General features: G+C 48.0%; 13 protein-coding genes. 10 read left to right on the forward strand and 3 right to left on the reverse strand.

Annotation, left to right across the window (positions count from 1 at the left end):
- Positions 1 to 166: 166 nt before the first annotated feature.
- A complete protein-coding gene (locus tag MARGE09_RS08015) occupies positions 167 to 2704 on the reverse strand; it encodes a glycoside hydrolase family 9 protein (RefSeq protein WP_236986812.1) in 2538 nt (845 codons plus the stop codon).
- A 474-nt stretch (positions 2705 to 3178) separates the two neighbouring features.
- Between MARGE09_RS08015 and MARGE09_RS08020 the strand changes: the two genes are divergently transcribed.
- From MARGE09_RS08020 to MARGE09_RS08030, 3 genes are all read left to right on the forward strand, one after another.
- Complete coding sequence (locus tag MARGE09_RS08020) at positions 3179 to 5650, forward strand: hypothetical protein (protein ID WP_236986813.1); 2472 nt, start codon at positions 3179 to 3181, stop codon at positions 5648 to 5650.
- Between the two features lie 15 nt (positions 5651 to 5665).
- A complete protein-coding gene (locus MARGE09_RS08025; protein WP_236986814.1) occupies positions 5666 to 6739 on the forward strand; it encodes an NAD(P)/FAD-dependent oxidoreductase in 1074 nt (357 codons plus the stop codon).
- Positions 6740 to 6909: 170 nt separating this feature from the next.
- Complete coding sequence (locus MARGE09_RS08030; RefSeq protein ID WP_236986815.1) at positions 6910 to 7389, forward strand: UDP-3-O-acyl-N-acetylglucosamine deacetylase; 480 nt, start codon at positions 6910 to 6912, stop codon at positions 7387 to 7389.
- A gap of 6 nt (positions 7390 to 7395) precedes the next feature.
- Here the strand turns inward: MARGE09_RS08030 and MARGE09_RS08035 are convergent, their stop codons facing one another.
- The gene (locus tag MARGE09_RS08035; protein WP_236986816.1) at positions 7396 to 8673 is read right to left on the reverse strand and encodes a lipase family protein; all 1278 of its coding nucleotides are present in this window, start codon (positions 8671 to 8673) and stop codon (positions 7396 to 7398) included.
- A gap of 609 nt (positions 8674 to 9282) precedes the next feature.
- On the opposite strand from MARGE09_RS08035, the gene MARGE09_RS08040 reads away from it, so the two are divergent.
- A complete protein-coding gene (locus tag MARGE09_RS08040; protein WP_236986817.1) occupies positions 9283 to 9519 on the forward strand; it encodes a helix-hairpin-helix domain-containing protein in 237 nt (78 codons plus the stop codon).
- 43 nt (positions 9520 to 9562) lie between these two features.
- On the opposite strand, the gene MARGE09_RS08045 is transcribed toward MARGE09_RS08040, so the two are convergent.
- The gene (locus MARGE09_RS08045) at positions 9563 to 11131 is read right to left on the reverse strand and encodes an alpha-N-arabinofuranosidase (protein WP_236986818.1); all 1569 of its coding nucleotides are present in this window, start codon (positions 11129 to 11131) and stop codon (positions 9563 to 9565) included.
- A 215-nt stretch (positions 11132 to 11346) separates the two neighbouring features.
- Between MARGE09_RS08045 and MARGE09_RS08050 the strand changes: the two genes are divergently transcribed.
- The 6 genes from MARGE09_RS08050 (at position 11347) to MARGE09_RS08075 (ending at position 18924) form a co-directional block, all read left to right on the forward strand.
- Positions 11347 to 11859, forward strand: a complete 513-nt coding sequence (locus tag MARGE09_RS08050; RefSeq protein WP_236986819.1) for a VF530 family protein — start codon at positions 11347 to 11349, stop codon at positions 11857 to 11859.
- Between the two features lie 46 nt (positions 11860 to 11905).
- Complete coding sequence (locus tag MARGE09_RS08055) at positions 11906 to 12583, forward strand: pseudouridine synthase (RefSeq protein WP_236986820.1); 678 nt, start codon at positions 11906 to 11908, stop codon at positions 12581 to 12583.
- A gap of 27 nt (positions 12584 to 12610) precedes the next feature.
- Positions 12611 to 12826 (forward strand): cysteine-rich CWC family protein, encoded by a 216-nt coding sequence (locus tag MARGE09_RS08060; protein ID WP_236986821.1) that lies wholly within the window; start codon positions 12611 to 12613, stop codon positions 12824 to 12826.
- A 163-nt stretch (positions 12827 to 12989) separates the two neighbouring features.
- Positions 12990 to 13631: a putative glycoside hydrolase gene (locus MARGE09_RS08065; RefSeq protein ID WP_236986822.1), complete on the forward strand. Its 642-nt coding sequence runs from the start codon at positions 12990 to 12992 to the stop codon at positions 13629 to 13631.
- A gap of 1419 nt (positions 13632 to 15050) precedes the next feature.
- Positions 15051 to 17564, forward strand: coding sequence for a DUF1592 domain-containing protein (locus MARGE09_RS08070; protein ID WP_236986823.1), 2514 nt, complete (start codon positions 15051 to 15053; stop codon positions 17562 to 17564).
- Positions 17565 to 17577: 13 nt separating this feature from the next.
- Complete coding sequence (locus MARGE09_RS08075) at positions 17578 to 18924, forward strand: DUF1552 domain-containing protein (RefSeq protein ID WP_236986824.1); 1347 nt, start codon at positions 17578 to 17580, stop codon at positions 18922 to 18924.
- Positions 18925 to 19012 lie beyond the last annotated feature (88 nt).

Below are 19012 nucleotides of genomic sequence, written 5' to 3' on the forward strand. Positions count from 1 at the left end.
GTTCGAGCTCCTCCGCCCATTTAACAACCTGTAATTGTAGCTATTCAGGCATAAAAAAATATTGCTCATTCGGAGGGCTGATTGATTGTTTTCGCAGATGGCTGAATAGTTGCAAAAAGTTGCAAAAAGTTGCAGCACAATGGCTGCAACTTTTTAAGCTGAAGCCTTAAGGCTTTATGTTCATCCCCTTACGCAAACGGCTTGGAATCAGCAGCAATAATATAAGCCCAAACCAAATACTAGCCCCGCCGCTTTTTCTTTTTGAGGCTTGGTGTGGCGGTGGTGTGTTGGTGGATTTTGCTGCTGGAAGCGGGCATGAAGCGAGTTGCTGGCCTTGAGGGGCGCTGGAGTCTGCGGCTTCATCTAAATAGGCAACAACCCAAGCGAGTGGTGCATTCCAGTTAATGGTAATTTCATTGGTGGACCAGCCCTGAATATCATCAACATAACATTTGAGTGGGGCGCAGCCACTAACCGCCGCCGCGGACACTGGGTCTTGCAAAGCAGGGTTGGGGCCGCCAGCGAGAACACCACTGGGTACGCTGGGAAAAGTATCGTCTAGTACGTTTGCCCAGAAACGATGATGGGGTTGGCTTGTCGCTTTTTCGCCGTAACCGGTAATGTACGATTGAGCTAGCGGGTTGCGCCCCATTAAGTAGCTCATGTTCACTTGCATTGCATCGACATATTTAGTGTCGCAGGTGAAGTCATTGGCTAGGCCTAGGCCAATCATGTTGTTTACCACTAGCGAGTTCGACCCCCAGCCAACCGAGGTTCCGGCTATGGGCAGGCCATAACCCTTTTCTGTTTCGGCAACAAAGGTATCGGCGGCGGCAACAATCACGGCTTTCACTTGCGCGTTAAGGGCTTCATCTTCAATACCGGCTACGGCTAAAGAAATAGTGCCTAAAAAGTGAGTACTCCCCCACGACATTAACGATTGAGTGGTAAAGTCGTCGGCATCGCCATTCACGGTTAAGTGAAAATTAGAGTCCACCATATTGGCCTTATAACTGGCATCTCCTGTGGCGGCATATAATTCGGCGCTGGCCCAATAAAACTCGTCAGTCGTATTGCCGTCGCCATAACCACCACTGCCAATAGACCAATTAATGGTGCGTATGGCTGGGTTGGCCTGCGCCGCGGTGTAGGCGTTTTTGGCGGCGCTTAAGCAGCGCTCTGCAAAGTCGATGTCAAAGGGGCGAAATACGCGCGAACACTGAGCTGCCGTGGCAGCGAGGTTAAGGGTTGCTGCAGTCGTTACGGGGAATAAAAAACGATCTTGTGAGGCGAGGGCTGGCCTTAATGGCAAGCCGCTCCAGGTAATATCAGCCAATTTGTGATGCACCATACCGGCTTGCGCTTCACCTTCTGGAATTTGCATTTTTAGCATCCATTCCATTTGGTAGCGTGCTTCATCAAGAATATCGGGTATACCGTTATTGCCTTCGGCCTCCGGTAGCATCAGGCTACCATCACCAAATTCGGCGGCATTTAACCCTAGGCTAATGGCGCGTTCGTATTGGTTCATTAACGTCCAAACAGAGATGCCGCCATTAACCACATATTTTCCGTGATCACCTGCGTCGTACCAACCGCCCCAGCCATTAACGCCGGTACGGCAATGCAGAGCTGTTTCGTCGAAGCTTTCTAGCGTGGCTGTTACGTTAGCCATATCGGGCATGGTGAGGCACTCAAAGGATGGCACCATCATATCCTCTTGGTGGCCGGCTTCGCGTGCGAACTCTGCCGTGACTACGTCTTCTAAAATAGGTGAGCCGCTACGGTTGTGGTAGAAGTAAGCCAAGGCTTCTTTTTTCATATCGTCGTATAGGTCGTAGGCGATATCAAACGGGTAGCTCACAACGACCATATCACCTTCGGTGACAACTATTGTGTAGTTGCTGCCTGTTTGGCTAATGTCGCTAAAATCGATGCTGTGAATAACTTGCCCCGAGGCTTGGTCAAAACCTTGATCTATCGTTTCGCCAGTTGCAATTTGAGTATCGCCCGACATCAATGCCCATGGGCGGGGGCTGCTTAGATCGGCGGAATCACCGGGGACAACATAGGTGGCGCGCTTGGTAAAGCTGGGCAGGTAGCCGTGTTGGCTAGCTTGCACTTGTGCGGCAACGGGCAGCACTACAGGCTCTACATAATTTGGGTCTTCAATCGCGATATCATCAAAACAAATAGTTTCGCCAGCGGGCACATTGCCCCCGCCGAGCATAAAGCGGAAATAGGCGGCATTATTGTCAGCCGTAGCGGTAAAGGTGTTGGAGTAAGTAAAGCCTGCACCGTCTAAGGGGGCATCTATTACCAGTGCGACTTCTTCAAAAATGGTCGTGCAGCAGGGCGTCTCAATACTGGTGCCTGCATCAATAGTGGCTGGCGCACTCGTCCAGGCGGTAAAGCTTAACGTGTATTCATTGCCGGTTGTAAAGCTCAGGCCGCCTTGGCGCAGTTGTGCACCCCAAGTATTACCGCCTTCGTCAATAACGGTAAGACAAGCACGCCCTTGAGCGTCAATGTCGAAAACACCTGAACCTGCGGGTTCCCCCCACCAACCGGGTTCCTCCCAGCTAAGAGCGCCATCGTCAAAAGAGCCGTTGTTAATAATATTGGCCCCGTAGGCTGGTAGTGCAATTATGGGTAAAGCGCAGAGGCTTTTTGTTATCGCGTTAAATATATGTTTGTTTTTCAATTCGATGACTCCGATTTTATAATAATTATTTAGTCGTTGTGTTGTGGGGGTTAATGTGGGCTTTTAGCAGAGAGGGTTGAGCTGCAGCCGATTCTAGCAGTCGCATCTTGCCCCAGATAGTAAGGCCCTAAAAAAATCGAAAGTAGGATGCGATAATTGAGTACCCAATAGGATTACTGGTAGCGCTACCCCATAAAATACAGATGCTGATATGTATTGATTATTTGTCTTGTAAAATAATATCGAGTACTGGTGGTTGTTTTTTACTTGAAGTCGCATGCATGGAATTAAATGAAATTCATAAGCTCTTGTTTTTACTCTATTTTTGGAAGTGATAATCGCGGGCTATTCGTTCTTCAATTTTGGTTACTCGATAGCCCCTTGTGGTATAAGTTTAGATTTAGTCTCAAATAAATATTCCATGTTATATACTCGTCCGCCTCACTGCATAATCAATAACCTAAGGTGGAAAATATGGCGCTAATAGATACGCTTAAAGCACAGCTTGTTGAGTTATTTGAAAGCGACCCAGGCTGGGTTGCATTGTTTAATCATCATGGCTGGGCGTTTGATGTCGAAGAGTTAAGGGCTGTGGGTACGCAGCAGCTTGTAGAGTATTTAACGACTTCGTTATTAGATGTGGATTTTACTTTGCCGGGCTTTGAGGACTTCCACAGCGAGGGGCAGTTATTGGTATGCCCTGGCATCCCAGCGCAAAGCTTGCTCTACCACGCATTGGCATCGCCTAATGTTATTGCCGGGCCCGATGGTTTTGAGTTGATGCATTTCCCAAGCTTGGCTTTACTAGACACCCTTGAAAACTTTATTTTTTCGGTAGCGGGGGCTTCGTTGCAGTCGCTTGAGCAGCATGCGCGCGAGCAGTTGGGCTTTCCTGACGGGGCGGCGGTAGAGTTGGCTGTGTGTAGTTTTAGTGTGGAATACCGCACGGCAGCCACTACGGTGCATGGAGAATATGCTGATCAGTGTTTTTCGCGTACCGGTGTTGCGCGTGTGGGTACGACGCCTGCGCAATATCAACCGCAATTGCGGGGCTTTAGCCCGTTTGTGGAAGGCGACGATATTCACAGTATTCGGGTATTGCCTTGCCGTTATTCGCCGTATATTGCGGTGCGCTCTAAGGGGCGAAAGGATGTCTTTGGCCCCGCGGATAGTTTAAGTTCGAGCAGCGGCAGTACTAACATTGACGACCGCCAGAATGATTTTTGGGTGCCTTTGCATAAGCTATTTAGTGGCGAAGAATGTTTGCAGGGCTTGAATTTAAATGTTGACCAACAAGCGCAGCATTTTAATCAGAAGCTAGAAAAATTTGGCCATTTATTAAATGACAAAGCAAATGCCGGCATTCCTGAAAGTGAGCTGAGCAAGGCGCCGTATCGCTTAAGTGAAAACCTAGCGGGCTGGCAATCGCCTAATGATTTTGGCGAGGGTTTGTTATGCCCCGTGCCGCACCCGTTAGTAGCTGCTGCCGAAAGCGACAATATGCCGGTGGGTTTTACTAGCCCTAAAATGTCACCCGATGGCAGTAGTGTATTTTACGATTCTTTTGCGCCGAGCTTAGCCATGCAAGCCGAGCAGGGCGCGCGACCTTGGCCCGAATATGCCCATGTGCGCGAGCAAGTGGAAGCCAATGGCAGCACAGCCAGTTTAAGCGATAACCCCGATGTGGTTAATATCACCAAGCAAGGTGGTTACACCGCACTGCATTATTTAGATTTTGCCGCCGATGGTTTTATTCACCCGGTTGTTACCCATGCCGGCCAACAGCTGCTGCAAAGCAATGGCCAAACCCTGGCGGCCGTAAGTGCTTATTCGTTAGTTTCTGCACCGGACTTTTTCCCGCGTGTGCGCCAGCGCTTTATTTACCAGTGGTGGAAAAACGAAGTGCCGAATAAAGCAAGCCTGGGGCAGTTGCCTGCTTGGTGGCAGTGGTTAGTCGACAATGGTTATTGGGAAAGTGTTTGGCGGGCAGAGCCTATTCCGTTATCGGATATTCGTATGGCGGCCAATATACAAATGCCAGAAACACCTTTTTCAGCAAACGATATTACTTGTAGCGCGATAGTATCTTTGGTGCAAACGCCGTCGAATACGCTCACTCACAGTGTGCGTAAAATGCCAAATACTCAGCGCAATACCTTTTTGCCTGATGGCGCTGCAGGTGTTTTTGCGCCCGGTTGGGATACCAGCTTTGATACGGACAAAAGCCAAGCGCAAAATACTAATCATTTAGCGGCATACGGTTTGGGTAGCCCATTCCCCGAGGATGCCAAGCTGTGTGCAGCCTTAAGCACTTTTTGGCCTGCGGCTGCACCAGATACGACACGCACCTTTTTTGAGGTGCCTTTTTCGGCGGGTAGCGTAGTACCGCTTACCGATGATGAAATGGGCGTAGGTACGCAACCCAGCTGGGATGGTTTAATTGGCCCACATATTACCGAGCAAAATGCGGATTACATTGTTGTGCAGTACCCAGATTACCCACGTGCGGATTACACGCGTAATGCGCTAGAGGGGAAATTTTCGATTGCGCAAACGGCAAAAGTTTCTTTTGAAGAATACCAGCGGCGCTTACTGACTATGTTGCGTACTTACCGGGCTGTGGGCGAAATCGACAATAAAGAAAACGCACATATTATTTCATTTAAACCGGTTGCTGCTTTGGATGCCGAGTTGGAGCAAGCGCAAGAGCAAGCCAATATTGAATTAACTGGGCCTATTTACCGCGTAGAGGGTTTTAATAATCGCTTTAATCGGCAAGCAAATGTAAGTGCGCCAACAAACACCGATGAAAGCGGGCATTACACAACGCGCCAGGTTGTTATTAGCTGGGTGGTATTTGTCGGTGCAGACGGCGGCGTATTAATGCGGCTTAAGCAAGGGGATGGTTCGCAGCGCCGCAGCCAATGGACGCTTCAAGACGCTTAGCGGGCATTGCTAATAATGCCTGATGTTCAGGTGGTTGTTATTGGCGGTGGCCCGGCAGGCGCGGCGGCCGCCATTAGCGCCCGCCAATACGGTTTAAGCGTTACCCTTATTGAGCAGCAAGCATTTCCTCGGCACCGGCCAGGGGAATCTTTGCACCCAGGCGTTGAGCCTGTGTTATTGCAGTTGGGTTTAACTCCTGAGTGGCTTAGTCGTTTTTCGCGCTTTTCTGGTCATTGGCAAGAGGTTGGCGGTGATCGGCACTTTCAGCCATTTGGGCGGGATGCCGCAGGACCATGGCAGGGGTTTCATATACCGCGCGCTGCGCTTGATCAAAAATTATTGCAGGTAGCTGCTGAGTTAGGGGCTGTGGTTATACAGCCGTGTAAAGCCTCTGCCATTAGTCCGTTGGCGAATGGTTATAGTATTCACACCGTGGCGCACGGTGACATTACGGCAGATATTGTGATTGATGCATCCGGTGCAAGGCATTGGTTGTCGCGGCAGTTTAATCATGCCGTTACGCCTTATAGCCAGCCACTTTATGCGCGCTATGGTTATGTAAAACATGATTCTCAGGCCGGCTATGCACCTTGCTTTAAGGCTGATGCTAACCGTTGGTTATGGACCGCGGCAATTAATAACGAGCAGTTACATTGGACGCAATTAGCCTTTAGTGGCTCGCCGGCCGATTTTACATTCATTGAAAATAAGGTGTTTCCCTCTAAGGCGAAAAAAATACCTATTCACCTTTTAAAACAGCCCCCCGTGGAATTAAATAACACCCAAACTATTGGCGCTATTCGCGGCGCTGATGTGACTTGGCGCAAAGCAGAGCAATGTGCAGGCAGGGCATTCTTTAAGGTGGGGGATGCGGGTTTTGTATTGGATCCAGCCAGTTCTCACGGTGTGCTTAAAGCATTGATGTCGGGTATTTATGCCGCCTATATGGGTAGCCAGTTGCTGCAGGGGCGTTTATCGGCCGAGCAAACGCAAGAGTGTTATCAGGTGTGGATGGATGAGCATTTTAATAGCGACAAAAAAGTGTTATCGGACTTTTATGCTGGGTTAAGCGCTATAGGGCACCTCTAAAAATAGTAATTTTTTTGTGAGTGCAAGGGCAGAAGTTGCTCCTGGCAACTTTCTGCATTTCCTCCATCTATAGACAACTGATTGGCCTATTGAGCCAAGTGTATGAAGGTTGCGCACGTTAAGCTTTGGGTAAATCACAACAGTGCACCAAAGTGCAAAGGTGAATCCCCATGAGTGCTCAATGCCCACAAGTTCATCACGCTATACACCAACATACCTTTAGCGATACTTGGACCTATATTGGAATTGGCCGTTATACCGGTTTGCACGTGATTATGCGTGTTTTACCTGCCCCTGCGAACAGCGGTATTCGTTTTATTCGGCGTGATGTTAACAGCGTGAATAATGAGATTATAGTTACGCCTTACAATATTCGGAACGAGCACGGCTGTATAACAGTGAGTAATGCCGTTGGAATTCGTGTGGCGTCTGCCGATAGACTATTGGCGGCCTTAAGCCATTACAGTATAGATAATGCAACGATTGTACTGGATAGCCCAGAAATCCCCCATGATGGTTCGCAGAGCATTGATGGCAGTGGCATTAGTTTTGCGCAAATTATTAGTGATGTTGGCACTAAGGCGCAAAGCGCTTTGCGTGATAACCGCAATATACCGCAGCCCAATGGGCGGGCTACGGTATGGCGTTAATATTGATCAAATATTTTCTTGGATGGTATTTACAAGGTCAGTAAAGGCGGTTACTTCTAGCAGCGTATTGTATGCAGTGGTGTGCTGGTAGCCGGCTTGTAATAGGAATTCTATAAAGTCGTAAATGCTTTTAATGGGGCTTGCGTGGGTGGTATGTTTTTTAAGACTAAAGCTCGCGAAATGATGGTGAAGCTCGTTTATCTTTAATTTTTCAGTGGCACTTTTTTTACGCAGCTGCTGAATTAAATCATCAACAATATCTTTTAATAGCGTAATTTCCAGTGTAGACCAATGCTTTAATTGGCCTACTTTCTCGATAATTTTATTGCTTAGTGTTATTTCTAAGTAGGTAATAATATTCGCTAAAGTGAGTTCTAAATTTGTGTTTACGGTACCTGCCAGCGGTTGTGTGTCGCTGCACTCATGTAGCATGGTGCCGGCAAGAATAGAATTGGCAATGGCAATATCACTTAGCCCCTCAATTAATGATGATGGCGCAATGGCAGGGATGTATAACGAGGGGATCTGGCGCAGTAAATCTACCTCCCAAGCGTGCGGCACTATATCAATGCTGTTCCACAACCGTGTTGTGGTACTGGCTAAGCATTGATCGTAGTAATTTGCCCAAGCTTGGTTGCCAGCTGCAGGCCCTGCACTGGGGACTACCGCAATTTGGCTATTGCCTTTTGGGTCCCAGCTTACAGGGTTATTTTGTAAATCATGCATGGCTAGCGCCATCGCTGGCGATAATGCGCCACCCAAGCTATGCCCTGTTATTGTAATTTCCAGTGCGCCTTGCGCGCTGGTGTGCGTGGCTAGATATTCCAATGCCGTTTGATTATTGCTTGTAAGTGCTAGCAGCGCGGTTAACCCTAAGTGCGTGCCGTTAGAGATTTTAATATCACTATTTTTTGTGCTATCGCCACTGGCGAAAGGCCAAGGTTGCAACGGGTTAATTAAAAAGTCTTCGTGAATCCAGCCATAACGAGAAATGGGATTAGTACCCGAAATAGCAATAACAAACTCGTTAGGGCTACTGCTATTTTGTGCAATATAAAAGGCATTATCGGCAACGTCTGAGCCTGGCGTTTGATACACCGCCGGCCCCCAAACCAAGTCCCATTGCCCTATTAAGCCTTGCGCAGTGGTATCTTTTAGCGTGGCGTTAATCACTTTTGAAGCATAGGCTTCTAGTTGCGCTACGGTGCCGTGCTGGTCTGAAGGCGTACCCGCTAACGTGCTGAGCGCATAGGTTTTTTGTATGGAGTTGAAGGCTGTCGTCATAGCTATAAGCTCGCGTAGTAAGGTCGTTTACAAGAGGAAACCGCAATTGTGCATTTTAGTGATGCCTACCGCTATTACAGGGCATTACACGTGGTTATTGTGCTGTACGCTGGGTCGTGGTTGGCGACCACAGTACTCATTTTTCGAGTAGTGCCATAGCAGCATTTTTTCGGGCGGTGCGAAGTTGCGCATATTTTACGGCGCTTGCGTACAAAGCAAAGCTGGCGGCTGGTCTTCCGCCTTGTTTAACCTAGAAACCGCAGTTGAGAGTCAAAAAGATGCGTGTTCCGTTGGTGTGCATAGCGTGCAGTAAAAATGCGTGGTCATCTTATTGGTGATAAGCCATTTTTATTACGCGTTAGGTGCACCAAGGGGGACGAAAACTTTGACGGTTCACTGCTGTTTTTAGGTTTAATATAGCCCATAAACCAGCCTTCAACTTCGCCATTCATAGCGTCTATTAGGTGGCCTATGCGCCTAAAGGTTAAACTCGCAAAAGTGCTTTTTTCGGGTTTAACCAGTAAAGAGACAGAAATTTTTCAGCTTGGTATTGTATCTTAGGGCACAATCAAAATATTTCATGATTGATTTGATAAGGGAGGTTTAGCGGTGGCTTTTACTCAGCAAGAAAAGCAAATGTTATTGGCGGTAAAAGGGGTAGGGCCGACCGTAATTAAGCGCTTTGAGGAAATTGGTATTCATTCACTTGCAGAGCTTAGTCAGTATAGTGCCGATGATATTGCACAAATGGTTGCGGGCATGTTGCATTCAAGTTGTTGGAAAAATAGCCCGCAGGCTAAGCAGGCTATTACTGGCGCAATACAATGCGCAAAAGACAATACTTAAACTAACGACTGCTTCGCGGTGAATGCCGCCGTTAGCATTGGACTTAATCTAAAGCAACCACCATCACTGATTTTGCAGGTAGCGAAACCACTAACTTGCCATTCTTAGCCTTGCGCTTGTAGGCTTCTGGTTTCACTACGTTGGGGTTTTTAAAGGTGTTATGCGCGTCCATCGCTTTGGCCGTCAATAGTGAACCTTTAGCTTGTTTTATTTTGCTGCCGGTATTAATCGTTACATCGGTGGCTTCGGTAGGGTGAGTATTGGCTAGCGCTAACCAAAGCTTACCTTTTTTATCACGCGCGGCCGAGGCGCTAACCGTAGGGATTTTATCTTCGCCTAGGCTGTAGCCTTTATCGCCATTAATGGCGATAGGTAGCGAGGTGGCATCTTGAAATGGAATGTACATTTTAAACACGTGATAAGTCGGCGTGAGTAGCATTTTTTCTTTGTCGGTGAGAATCATCGCCTGTAATACATTCACCATTTGCGCGATGTTACTCATTTGAATGCGTTCGGCGTATTGGTGAAATATATTCAGGTTAACACTGGCGACAAGGGCGTCGCGAATGGTGTTTTGTTGGTATAAAAAGCCAGGGTCTTCACCGTCTTCTACGTCGTACCAGGTGCCCCATTCATCCACATAAAAACCCACTTTATTCTCTGGGTCTAGCTTCTCCATAATGGCGAGATTTTCTTTAATATAATCTTCGATTTTTAAAGTATTAAACAGCGTAGAAAACCATTCAGTTTCAGGGAAGCCCAGCGCTTTGCCGTGCTTGTCCCAGTTGCCTGTTGGCAGGGTGTAGTAATGGTGGCTAATGGCATTCATGCGCATGCTCCAAGTTTCGGGCACTTGCTCTAACAAGGTTTGTGTCCACTCGGTTTGCGCGGTATGGCCGCCGCTGGCAATCATGATGGGTTTGTTATCGCCAGAGGTTTTGGCGAAGGTGGCCCAGTGCTTATAAAGGTCGGCGTAGTAGTCGGGCGTCATGGTGCCGCCACAGCCCCAAGCTTCGTTGCCAATGGCCCAATAGTGAATGCGCCAAGGCTTATCGCGGCCATTGCTGCGGCGCTCTTTGGCGAGTGTCGAGTCGCCATCGGCCGTCATGTATTCCAGCCATGCTGCCATTTCCCGCGGGCTGCCGGTGCCTAAATTGGCGTTAATGTACACTTCAGAGCCAAGCATATCGGCAAATTCAAAAAACTCGTGGGTGCCAAAGGCGTTATTGTCGGTAACCCCGCCCCAATTTGTATTAATGGTGACTGGGCGTTTATCGCGCGGGCCAATGCCATCGCGCCAGTGGTATTCGTCCGCAAAGCAGCCGCCGGGCCAGCGCAGTAGCGGCACTTGTAGATCTTTAAGGGCTTTAAGAACATCGTTGCGAAAACCACGGGTATTGGGAATTGTTGAGTCCTCGCCCACCCATACGCCTTCGTAAATACCGCGGCCTAGGTGCTCCATAAATTGCCCGTAGATATTGCGGTGAATGGTTGGGCCTGTTTGTGTTGTATCGATGCTAATGTTTACCTCGGCGCGAACAAGATTGGCGCTTAACAAGCAAAGCATCATGGCTAAGGTCGGGAGAACCCAGCGGAGTCGTGGTTTTAACATAGGGATATCCAAATGGTGAGTGTGTTGTTGCCAGTTTATCGTTTTTGTTGCTCCATAATAGCAACTTTGGTGCTAGCCACTTATGTCGGCTTACCGAGTTTGTAATGCAAAATTAACTAGGCCTTGGGCGTGGTTGCCCGCAAACCGGCTTGGCTAGTGCTTGTATGGCGGCGGGCGTATAATGGCGTGTTTTCTCGCTTTGTTTGGACTGCACCATGAATGACAACATCAATTACAAGAACAACCCCTTACATGGTTTAGGCCTAAAAGACTTACTCACAGAAATTGTCGATTACTACGGGTTTAACATTCTAGATGCCTATTTAAATATTAATTGCTTTAAAACTAACCCCAGTATTGAATCTAGCGTTAAGTTTTTAAAAAAAACGGATTGGGCGCGAGAAAAAGTCGAAGCCTTTTATTTGTACCAGTACAAAAGCTTGCCAAGAGCTTCAGCCGAGCAATTCGAGTTGCCACCACGTGACCGCATTGTGCCAGATGGTCAAACGCCCGGTGAGCCAGCCGAACTCAGCCTAGAAGATGCCGAGCGCCTGCGAGAGAAAAAAGCTAAAAAAGCGGCAGAATTCAAAGCCGGTAACGGGCGCAAGCCTAGCGGGCCGCGCAATAATGGCCCACGTAACCGCGCACCGGATAGAAGCCGAAGCAAACCAGCAGCCACCAATAGCGCCGACCCATGGGCCAACTGGAAGAGCAAAAACGAAGAGTGATTGCCGCTACAGTTAACCCGCCGCAGGGCGCGTATTGCTAATGGGTATGACTGAAAACCACCCTATAGATACCTTTATCGCGCCGCCGTGCGATGGTGATATTGGTATTCTTTTTCAAGATGAGCATTTCTTGCTGATCAATAAACCCAGTGGTTTGCTTAGCCTGTCGGGTAAAAACCCGCTGAATAAAGATTCGGTGCATTATCGGTTGGTTCAAAACTTCCCTGATGCAACTTTAGCGCATCGCTTAGATTTTGGTACCTCGGGCATTATGATTGTGCCTTTAACTAAAGCGGTGAATGCCGCTTTTAATCGGCAGTTTCAAGCGCGCACAATTACTAAAACCTATACCGCCGTGCTGCACGGAATATTGCCCAATAATAGCGGTACCATTGAATTACCCATCGCCAAAGACCCGCCCAATTTCCCTTTGCAAAAAATCTGTACCGAAACTGGTAAGCTAGCCGTTAGCGCATATCAAGTGGTGGCGCGCGATAGCCTGCAAAATACAACCCGTGTGATATTTACGCCTTTAACAGGCCGCACTCACCAACTGCGTATTCATAGCCGCGAAATAGGGCATTCTATTTTGGGCTGTGACTTATATGCCAACCAAGCTATTTGCGTTATGGCGCAGCGCCTAATGTTACACGCTACAACATTGGATTTTGATCACCCAATTACAGGGGCGCGTATTAATGCCGTTTGTCATTGCCCCTTTTAATTCTGTCTTAATAAAGCGAGTGTATTTTTGAATAAGCCTGTCCCCGTAAACCCTCAAAAATGCCCGCTGTGCGGCAAGGCCAATGCCTGCGTTATGGTCGAATGCGGCAGTAAGGCTAGTGAATGTTGGTGCATGAGCTCGTCAGTGATGTTCTCGCCGGATTTGCTGCAGCAGGTGCCAGCGCAAGCCAGAGGTAAAGCCTGTATTTGTTTGGCTTGTGCGGTTAAAGCTGGTGAAAGCTAACATTTTTATGAGGGCGGTGACGTTCCAGTCGAGGGAAAATTAACGTTATCCGTTATATTTTTTAACGAGCACAAATCGATTTTTCCAAGTTAAACGGTATATGCTTTGGCGTGTAAAACGCTATTCTTGGTATATGACTCTAAATAACTGGGCGAGGTTGACGATGTTGACGGTACTGAGCTGGGTAAAAATTTGTCGCGTGACTGCGCTAAGCTGTGTTTTATTGTGCGCAGGGCTACCTTCTATGGTGATGGCTGAAGGTCCTAGCCGTTTAAGTAACTATTTGCTTAACGGTGCTACTGTAGCGGATTGGCAGCTGGTGTTGGGGGATCAAAGCGAATGGTATCAGCCGCAAAAAGAGAATATGGGGCTTAGTGCGAATAAGGCTATCTCTTTTAATCAGCAGGATAATGCCCTAAATGTTCGGTGGCGCTCTAAGAAAAAAGAGGGGGTTATTTCCATTAATGGCCCTGAAATTAGCCTTAGCCAACTTGACGACACCATAGCGCTGGCTATCGAAATAAATGTTGCGACTAAAAAGCTACGCAACCCGCTTAAGCTAAGCATGTCTTGCGGGTATCCATGCCGTGGAACTGTTACGCTTAATTCTTTGCTTGATGTTTTACCTCGCAACGAGTGGATTACGCTGCCCATTCCATTGCGCTGCTTTAAAGATGGAGGTACAGATTTTTCTAAGCTAGATTCCCCGTTTAGCCTGCAAGCCCAAGGCAAGTTGGAGATCGCTATTCGCAACATTCGCTTAGCTAAAGTGCCTGACGGTTTAGATTTGTGTAAAACTAAATAAACCATATTGAAATGGGGCTTGGGCATTGCTACTGGCATTGCTCGGCCTCCTTATCCGCTGTTTCCTTTTATCAAAATGTGCATTTTCCGCGATAGTGGAGCCACCGTTTGTCGCTTCTCGATAACGGCGCTCGACATCACGCCTCCCGCTTATTGTTCCTGAATTATCCTAATGGTGTAATCCCTATACAATGCAATGCCTAATCAGGCGCTTCCCGCGCTGTTGTGTAAACGGCATACCGTGGGCCTTGCACATCAGTGTTCCGTTATCGAGTTCTCACAAATTGAAGGATCGATTTGCTCTAGAAACCGCAATTGAGAGTTTAAAAGTGCCTATCCCGTTGGTGAGCATGGCGTGCAGTAAAAATGTGTACCTTATTGGTGATAAATCATTTTTTATCGCTCGCCAGGCGGCTGCATCGACTTCGATGGTCAACGGCGGCTTTTAGGTTCACTCTTGGCCAGATTGGACAACCTAATACCGCTTCGTCTCTAACCGTTAATGAAGTATCGGGAATGGATGGACCGAATACAGGTTTTGCATCGGTGCAGGAGGCACCTTATTAGACATTGCAGGAGCAGAATGTCGAGGAGCGAAAACCTGTAAGCCGCTATCGCGGAAAAAGTGCATTTTTAGAGATGCCCACAAGTCATATTTACACAGCGCAGAAGCCAGCCCGGTGATAAGCAAGGGGCTATTCGCAAATCGGTGAAGTCTTTGCTTGACCCTACAAGCTACAGTTGAGCTATCAAAGCTAGTACTTCTTCTGTGTGCATCTAGCGCACGATAAAACTGATGGCTGATCCATAAGTCCCCGCCCTCATTCTTGATGATTAGTTACGGTTTTTTAGGCTAAATCGTGCAATTAAAAAATCATAAGAAATTTATTGTTTTGTGATGTTTGTCACGCTGGCTTGAGCGGTTTTTTAAAACGCTGCCGTTGATTCATTTTGCTGAATGTTCAACTTAATGGCTTTTTTTGCGCGCAGATATTTATCCGGTGGAGTTCAAGCGCGGTGTTGTTTTGGTGCAAGCGCTATTTTTCGATACTCACTTTACGAATATCGGCGTTATTTGTTGATACTTCCTTTGGTGCTGTTACTTATCCTTTTAATTATTTTTAAAGGTCGGATAGGTGTATGAATATTATTCTGAGATTCAAGTCTCAATTTTAATGGCTTAAAAATCAAAATTCTGCAACAAACTGAAAAATTAATAACACAAATATGGTTTTTTATTAACCTTGTATTTCTTGCGTATTTTTTATCATAAAAATTGTTAATTTATAACCCTAGGAAGAGAGGTGTGAATGTAGTCTGCTGAAGTTAATTTGTGGGTGTACGAATCCTTAGCTGCTCAGCACTTTTGACAAATAAAACCAATAACTCAGTCGAACCCATAGATTGATCGGAGAGATAAATGTTTGATACTAAATTCAGGCGAATTGCAAGTAGTTTTGTTCTCGCCGGAACCGCATGTGTGCTTAGTGCTTGCGTTGCGGATTCAGGTTCCAACAGCTCGGGGGCCAATACATCTAGTGCGCCAGCAACCACGAGCAGCAGCCCTGTGACGCCACCAATATCAAGTGCGCAAACCGCATCTAGCGCTGCGGCGGGGTTTAACCCTCCACCAGAAGAAACACCTGGCGAGCCCACGCTTGCGCTGGCCATTAATGCCGGCGGCGAAGCAGCAATGCTTGATGGTATTCAGTACCAGGCAGATGCTTACTTTAGCGGAGGCCTTACTTACACCAATACCAATGAAATTGCCGGTACCAACGAGGATGCGGTATACCAAAGCGAGCGCTACGAGGACTCCAGTTATGCAATCCCAGTAGCCAATGGTACTTACAACGTTCGCTTTAACTTTAGTGAAACCTACCACGATGCGGTGGGTTCGCGAATATTCAATGTGATTATCGAAGGCCAAAATAGGCTGAGCAATGTCGATATCTTCCGCGCCGTTGGTTTTAATGCCGCGATGGTCGAGCAGGTGAGCGACATTACTGTGGATGACGGCACGCTGAATATCGATTTCCAAAGCGTTACAGCGCTGGCCAAAGTCACCGGTATTGTGATTTATAAGCAAGATTCTGTGCAAAGCCATGCGGATATCGGAAAGGCGATTTTTGATGTTCAGTGTGCAACCTGTCACGCTGCCGATACCAAAGGCGTGGGTACACGTGCCGACGAGTCTGGGCACAACTTGCCAAGTTTGATCGCGACTATCGAAGCAACTATGCCGCCCCCTGGTTTTGAGGCGGCATTTGGTACGTGTGATGCCGAGTGTTCCTATTACACCGCCAAGTATATTGCCAGCGTTAACCCGTTTATTGGGCGGCCTATTCCTGGGCCAGAGCCCGATGCGCCCATAGCAGATATTGCGCCCTTGCCGCCGGTAATGAGCCGCCTAAGCAAGCTTGAGTACAACAATACCGTTCGCGATTTATTCGGTATTAACTCTAACCCAGCCGATGCGTTACCTCAGGATACCTACGGTCAGTTTAAAAATGACAATGCATCGTTAACTGTAACGAGTGTAGCGATTGAAAAATTCTTTGAAGCCGCAGAAGACATTGCAACGGAGGTAGTCGAGGCTGCAGCAGGCGGTAACCGCACGGTAATTGGCTGTGATATTACCAACGCGAGTTGTGCGCAAACGGTTATTAATACGTTGGGCGTAAAAGTATGGCGCCGTCCATTGTCCAATGCAGAGTCTGATGGTTTATTGGCCCTGTATAACGACGTTCAGGGTGTTACGGGGAATCGCGCTACGTCTATGACGGCGCTGTTGCGCAGCCTGTTGTTTTCTCCCAACTTTATCTACCGCCCGGAAATCGACCAGAATTTAAATTCAACGACGGCGCAACCGCTTAACGCCTATGAGTTGGCATCGCGTTTATCGTACTTCTTGTGGGCCAGTACACCCGATGACCAACTGCTGAGCGCGGCGGCCAACGGCTCGTTACTTAATGACGCTACCATCCGCTCGCAAGTTGCCCGCATGTTGGAAGACCCAAAGGCAGAAACATTGGTTGATGGCTTTGCGATGACGTGGCTGGACTTCGACAAATTTTTTAGCCATGACGTTGACGTTGATCAGTTCCCACAATACACCGATGAAGTTAAGGCTAATTTACTCGCAGAAACTGAAAACTTCCTGCACCACATTGTGCGTGATAATCGCCCGTTATCAGAAATTTTGAATGCAAATTACACTTACTTGAACGAACGCGTGGCCAATTACTATGGCGTACAGGGTGTATCTGGCAACAGCTTCCGTTTGTATGAGTGGCCTGCAGGTTCCAAGCGCAAGGGTTTGATGGGGCATGCCTCAGCATTGACTGTACATTCGCACCCTGCTGCAACCTCACCGGTTAAACGCGGTACCTGGGTGATGGACCGTTTCTTATGTGATCGTCCACCCGAGCCATCGGCTGACGTTATTGCTAACTTTCCAGATATTCCATCGGGTTTAGACCCACGCGAAATTTCTGAATTACACAAAGAATCATCGGCGGTTTGTACTTCGTGCCATGCCTATGTTGACCCGATTGGTTACGGTATGGAGAACTTCAACCCCGTAGGCCAGTGGCGCGATAGGTACACCATTAACGATAGAGTCGTTGACTCTTCGGCTGAGCTTCCCACTGGTGAGCCGTTCTCCAGCTTGACCGAACTTGCCGATATTCTGGCGCCAAAAGGTGAGGTGAGCATTTGCTCAATTGGTTATGCAATGAGCTACGCCTTAGGGCGAAGGGCGACCACGGTTTTTGTGCCGGGCGTTAACTCAGCAGATTACCCTGCGGTGTATGACATCTACCAAAAGACTCTCGACAGCGCGCATAGCATGCATGATGTGTTTACTGAAATCGCTTTGAGCCCCGCGTTCCGCACGCGTTTAGGCGCAAACACCGGCTCGCAGCAGCCTTAATAGGAGTATTACAATGACCCAGATAGAATTAAGAAGAAACAAGGCTCCTAAGCTAAACCGTCGTTCATTTTTGGCAGGCTCTGGCGTTTGTATGTCGTTGCCACTGCTAGAGGCCATGTTGCCAGCGGGTAAAACAGCCTTCGCACAAGATGCAACGCCCGGCCGTATGTTGGTGATGTTTACCGGCAATGGCTGCCATATGCAGGCGTTCCAACCGAGTCAGGCCGGCAATTTTAACGGCAATTTTGGCACGGCGACTTCGCTAAACCCGCTGCGCGATATTGCAGGCGACATAACGACCATCAAGGGTTTGCATAACGACCCGATGAGAGGCCAGACCGGTGACCACGGTAAAGGCAGTGGCGCCTTTATGACCTGTGCCGAAGTGGCTAAAAACCGCATTGAATCGGCGACCACTATGGATGTGATTGCCGCGCGACAAATTGCGAATCAAACACGCTTTTCTAACTTGCACCTTGGTATCGACCGCGTAGGGGGCGGATTCCCTGATAACGGTTATTCCGCGGCCTACATGGGCAATATTTCGTGGGAGAACGGATCTACTCCGTCCCCGCGTGAGAATGACCCACAACGGTTATTTAATCGTTTATTCAGCGGCGACTTGCCAGACACGCCTGGCGGCGTAGATACGAGGGCTGCGGTTAATCAGTCGGTGATCGACACTGTGCTCGCGGATGTTAATCGCCTTGAAGGCAAGCTGGGTGTGGCCGATAAAGAAAAGCTGCAAGGTTATTTGGATGGCGTGCGCGAGTTAGAGCGTCAGCTGAGTTTTCAGCAACCAGATGTCGTTCAAGGCAGCGCTTGTGAAAAGCCTAACATCGGTGGCAATGGCAACTTCGTTGTTAATAGCCGTTTATTTAACGAGCTGATGGTTATGGCGTTTACCTGCGATTTAACCCGCGTTATCAGCTATGTGTTTTCCAACGGCTTAAACGGTAGGCAATACAACAACTTGGGTATTGGCCGGGGGCACCATGACATTTCACACCATGGCAATAACCAAAATAATTTCAATATGTTGAAACAGATTGATACCTACCACATGGAAGAGTACGCCCACCTTTGTAAAAGGCTAAAAGAAACCGTCGATGTTCAAGGTAAGTCGCTACTTGATAGCTGCATGGTGCTTTACTCAAGCGAAATTGCCGATGGCAATTCACATAGCCACTATGACCTGCCGATTGTTATTGCCGGCAAAGGTAATGGCAGGGTTCGATCCGGCCGCCACATTAATAGCAACAGTGGCCGAATTGCCGACTTATTCTTGGCAATGCAGCAGCATGTTGGCGCCAACGTGAGTTCGTTTGGCAACAGCCAAGGCCCATTAAACTTATCTTAATGTCATCTTTTAAGCTCATTTGAAATGAACCCACAGGGCACTTTAAGCGCCCTGTGGCCATTCCTTAGGTTTATTGTTTTCGCGTGAT

Source organism: Marinagarivorans cellulosilyticus, assembly GCF_021655555.1.
Lineage (GTDB): Bacteria > Pseudomonadota > Gammaproteobacteria > Pseudomonadales > Cellvibrionaceae > Marinagarivorans > Marinagarivorans cellulosilyticus.

Excerpts from the sequence above, each read along its gene's own strand:
- MARGE09_RS08045 (WP_236986818.1), bottom strand. The coding sequence starts at position 11,131 with ATGTTAAAACCACGACTCCGCTGGGTTCTCCCGACCTTAGCCATGATG.
- MARGE09_RS08075 (WP_236986824.1), top strand. The coding sequence starts at position 17,578 with ATGACCCAGATAGAATTAAGAAGAAACAAGGCTCCTAAGCTAAACCGT.
- MARGE09_RS08020 (WP_236986813.1), top strand. The coding sequence starts at position 3,179 with ATGGCGCTAATAGATACGCTTAAAGCACAGCTTGTTGAGTTATTTGAA.
- MARGE09_RS08050 (WP_236986819.1), top strand. The coding sequence starts at position 11,347 with ATGAATGACAACATCAATTACAAGAACAACCCCTTACATGGTTTAGGC.
- MARGE09_RS08065 (WP_236986822.1), top strand. The coding sequence starts at position 12,990 with ATGTTGACGGTACTGAGCTGGGTAAAAATTTGTCGCGTGACTGCGCTA.
- MARGE09_RS08055 (WP_236986820.1), top strand. The coding sequence starts at position 11,906 with ATGACTGAAAACCACCCTATAGATACCTTTATCGCGCCGCCGTGCGAT.
- MARGE09_RS08035 (WP_236986816.1), bottom strand. The coding sequence starts at position 8,673 with ATGACGACAGCCTTCAACTCCATACAAAAAACCTATGCGCTCAGCACG.
- MARGE09_RS08070 (WP_236986823.1), top strand. The coding sequence starts at position 15,051 with ATGTTTGATACTAAATTCAGGCGAATTGCAAGTAGTTTTGTTCTCGCC.
- MARGE09_RS08030 (WP_236986815.1), top strand. The coding sequence starts at position 6,910 with ATGAGTGCTCAATGCCCACAAGTTCATCACGCTATACACCAACATACC.
- MARGE09_RS08025 (WP_236986814.1), top strand. The coding sequence starts at position 5,666 with ATGCCTGATGTTCAGGTGGTTGTTATTGGCGGTGGCCCGGCAGGCGCG.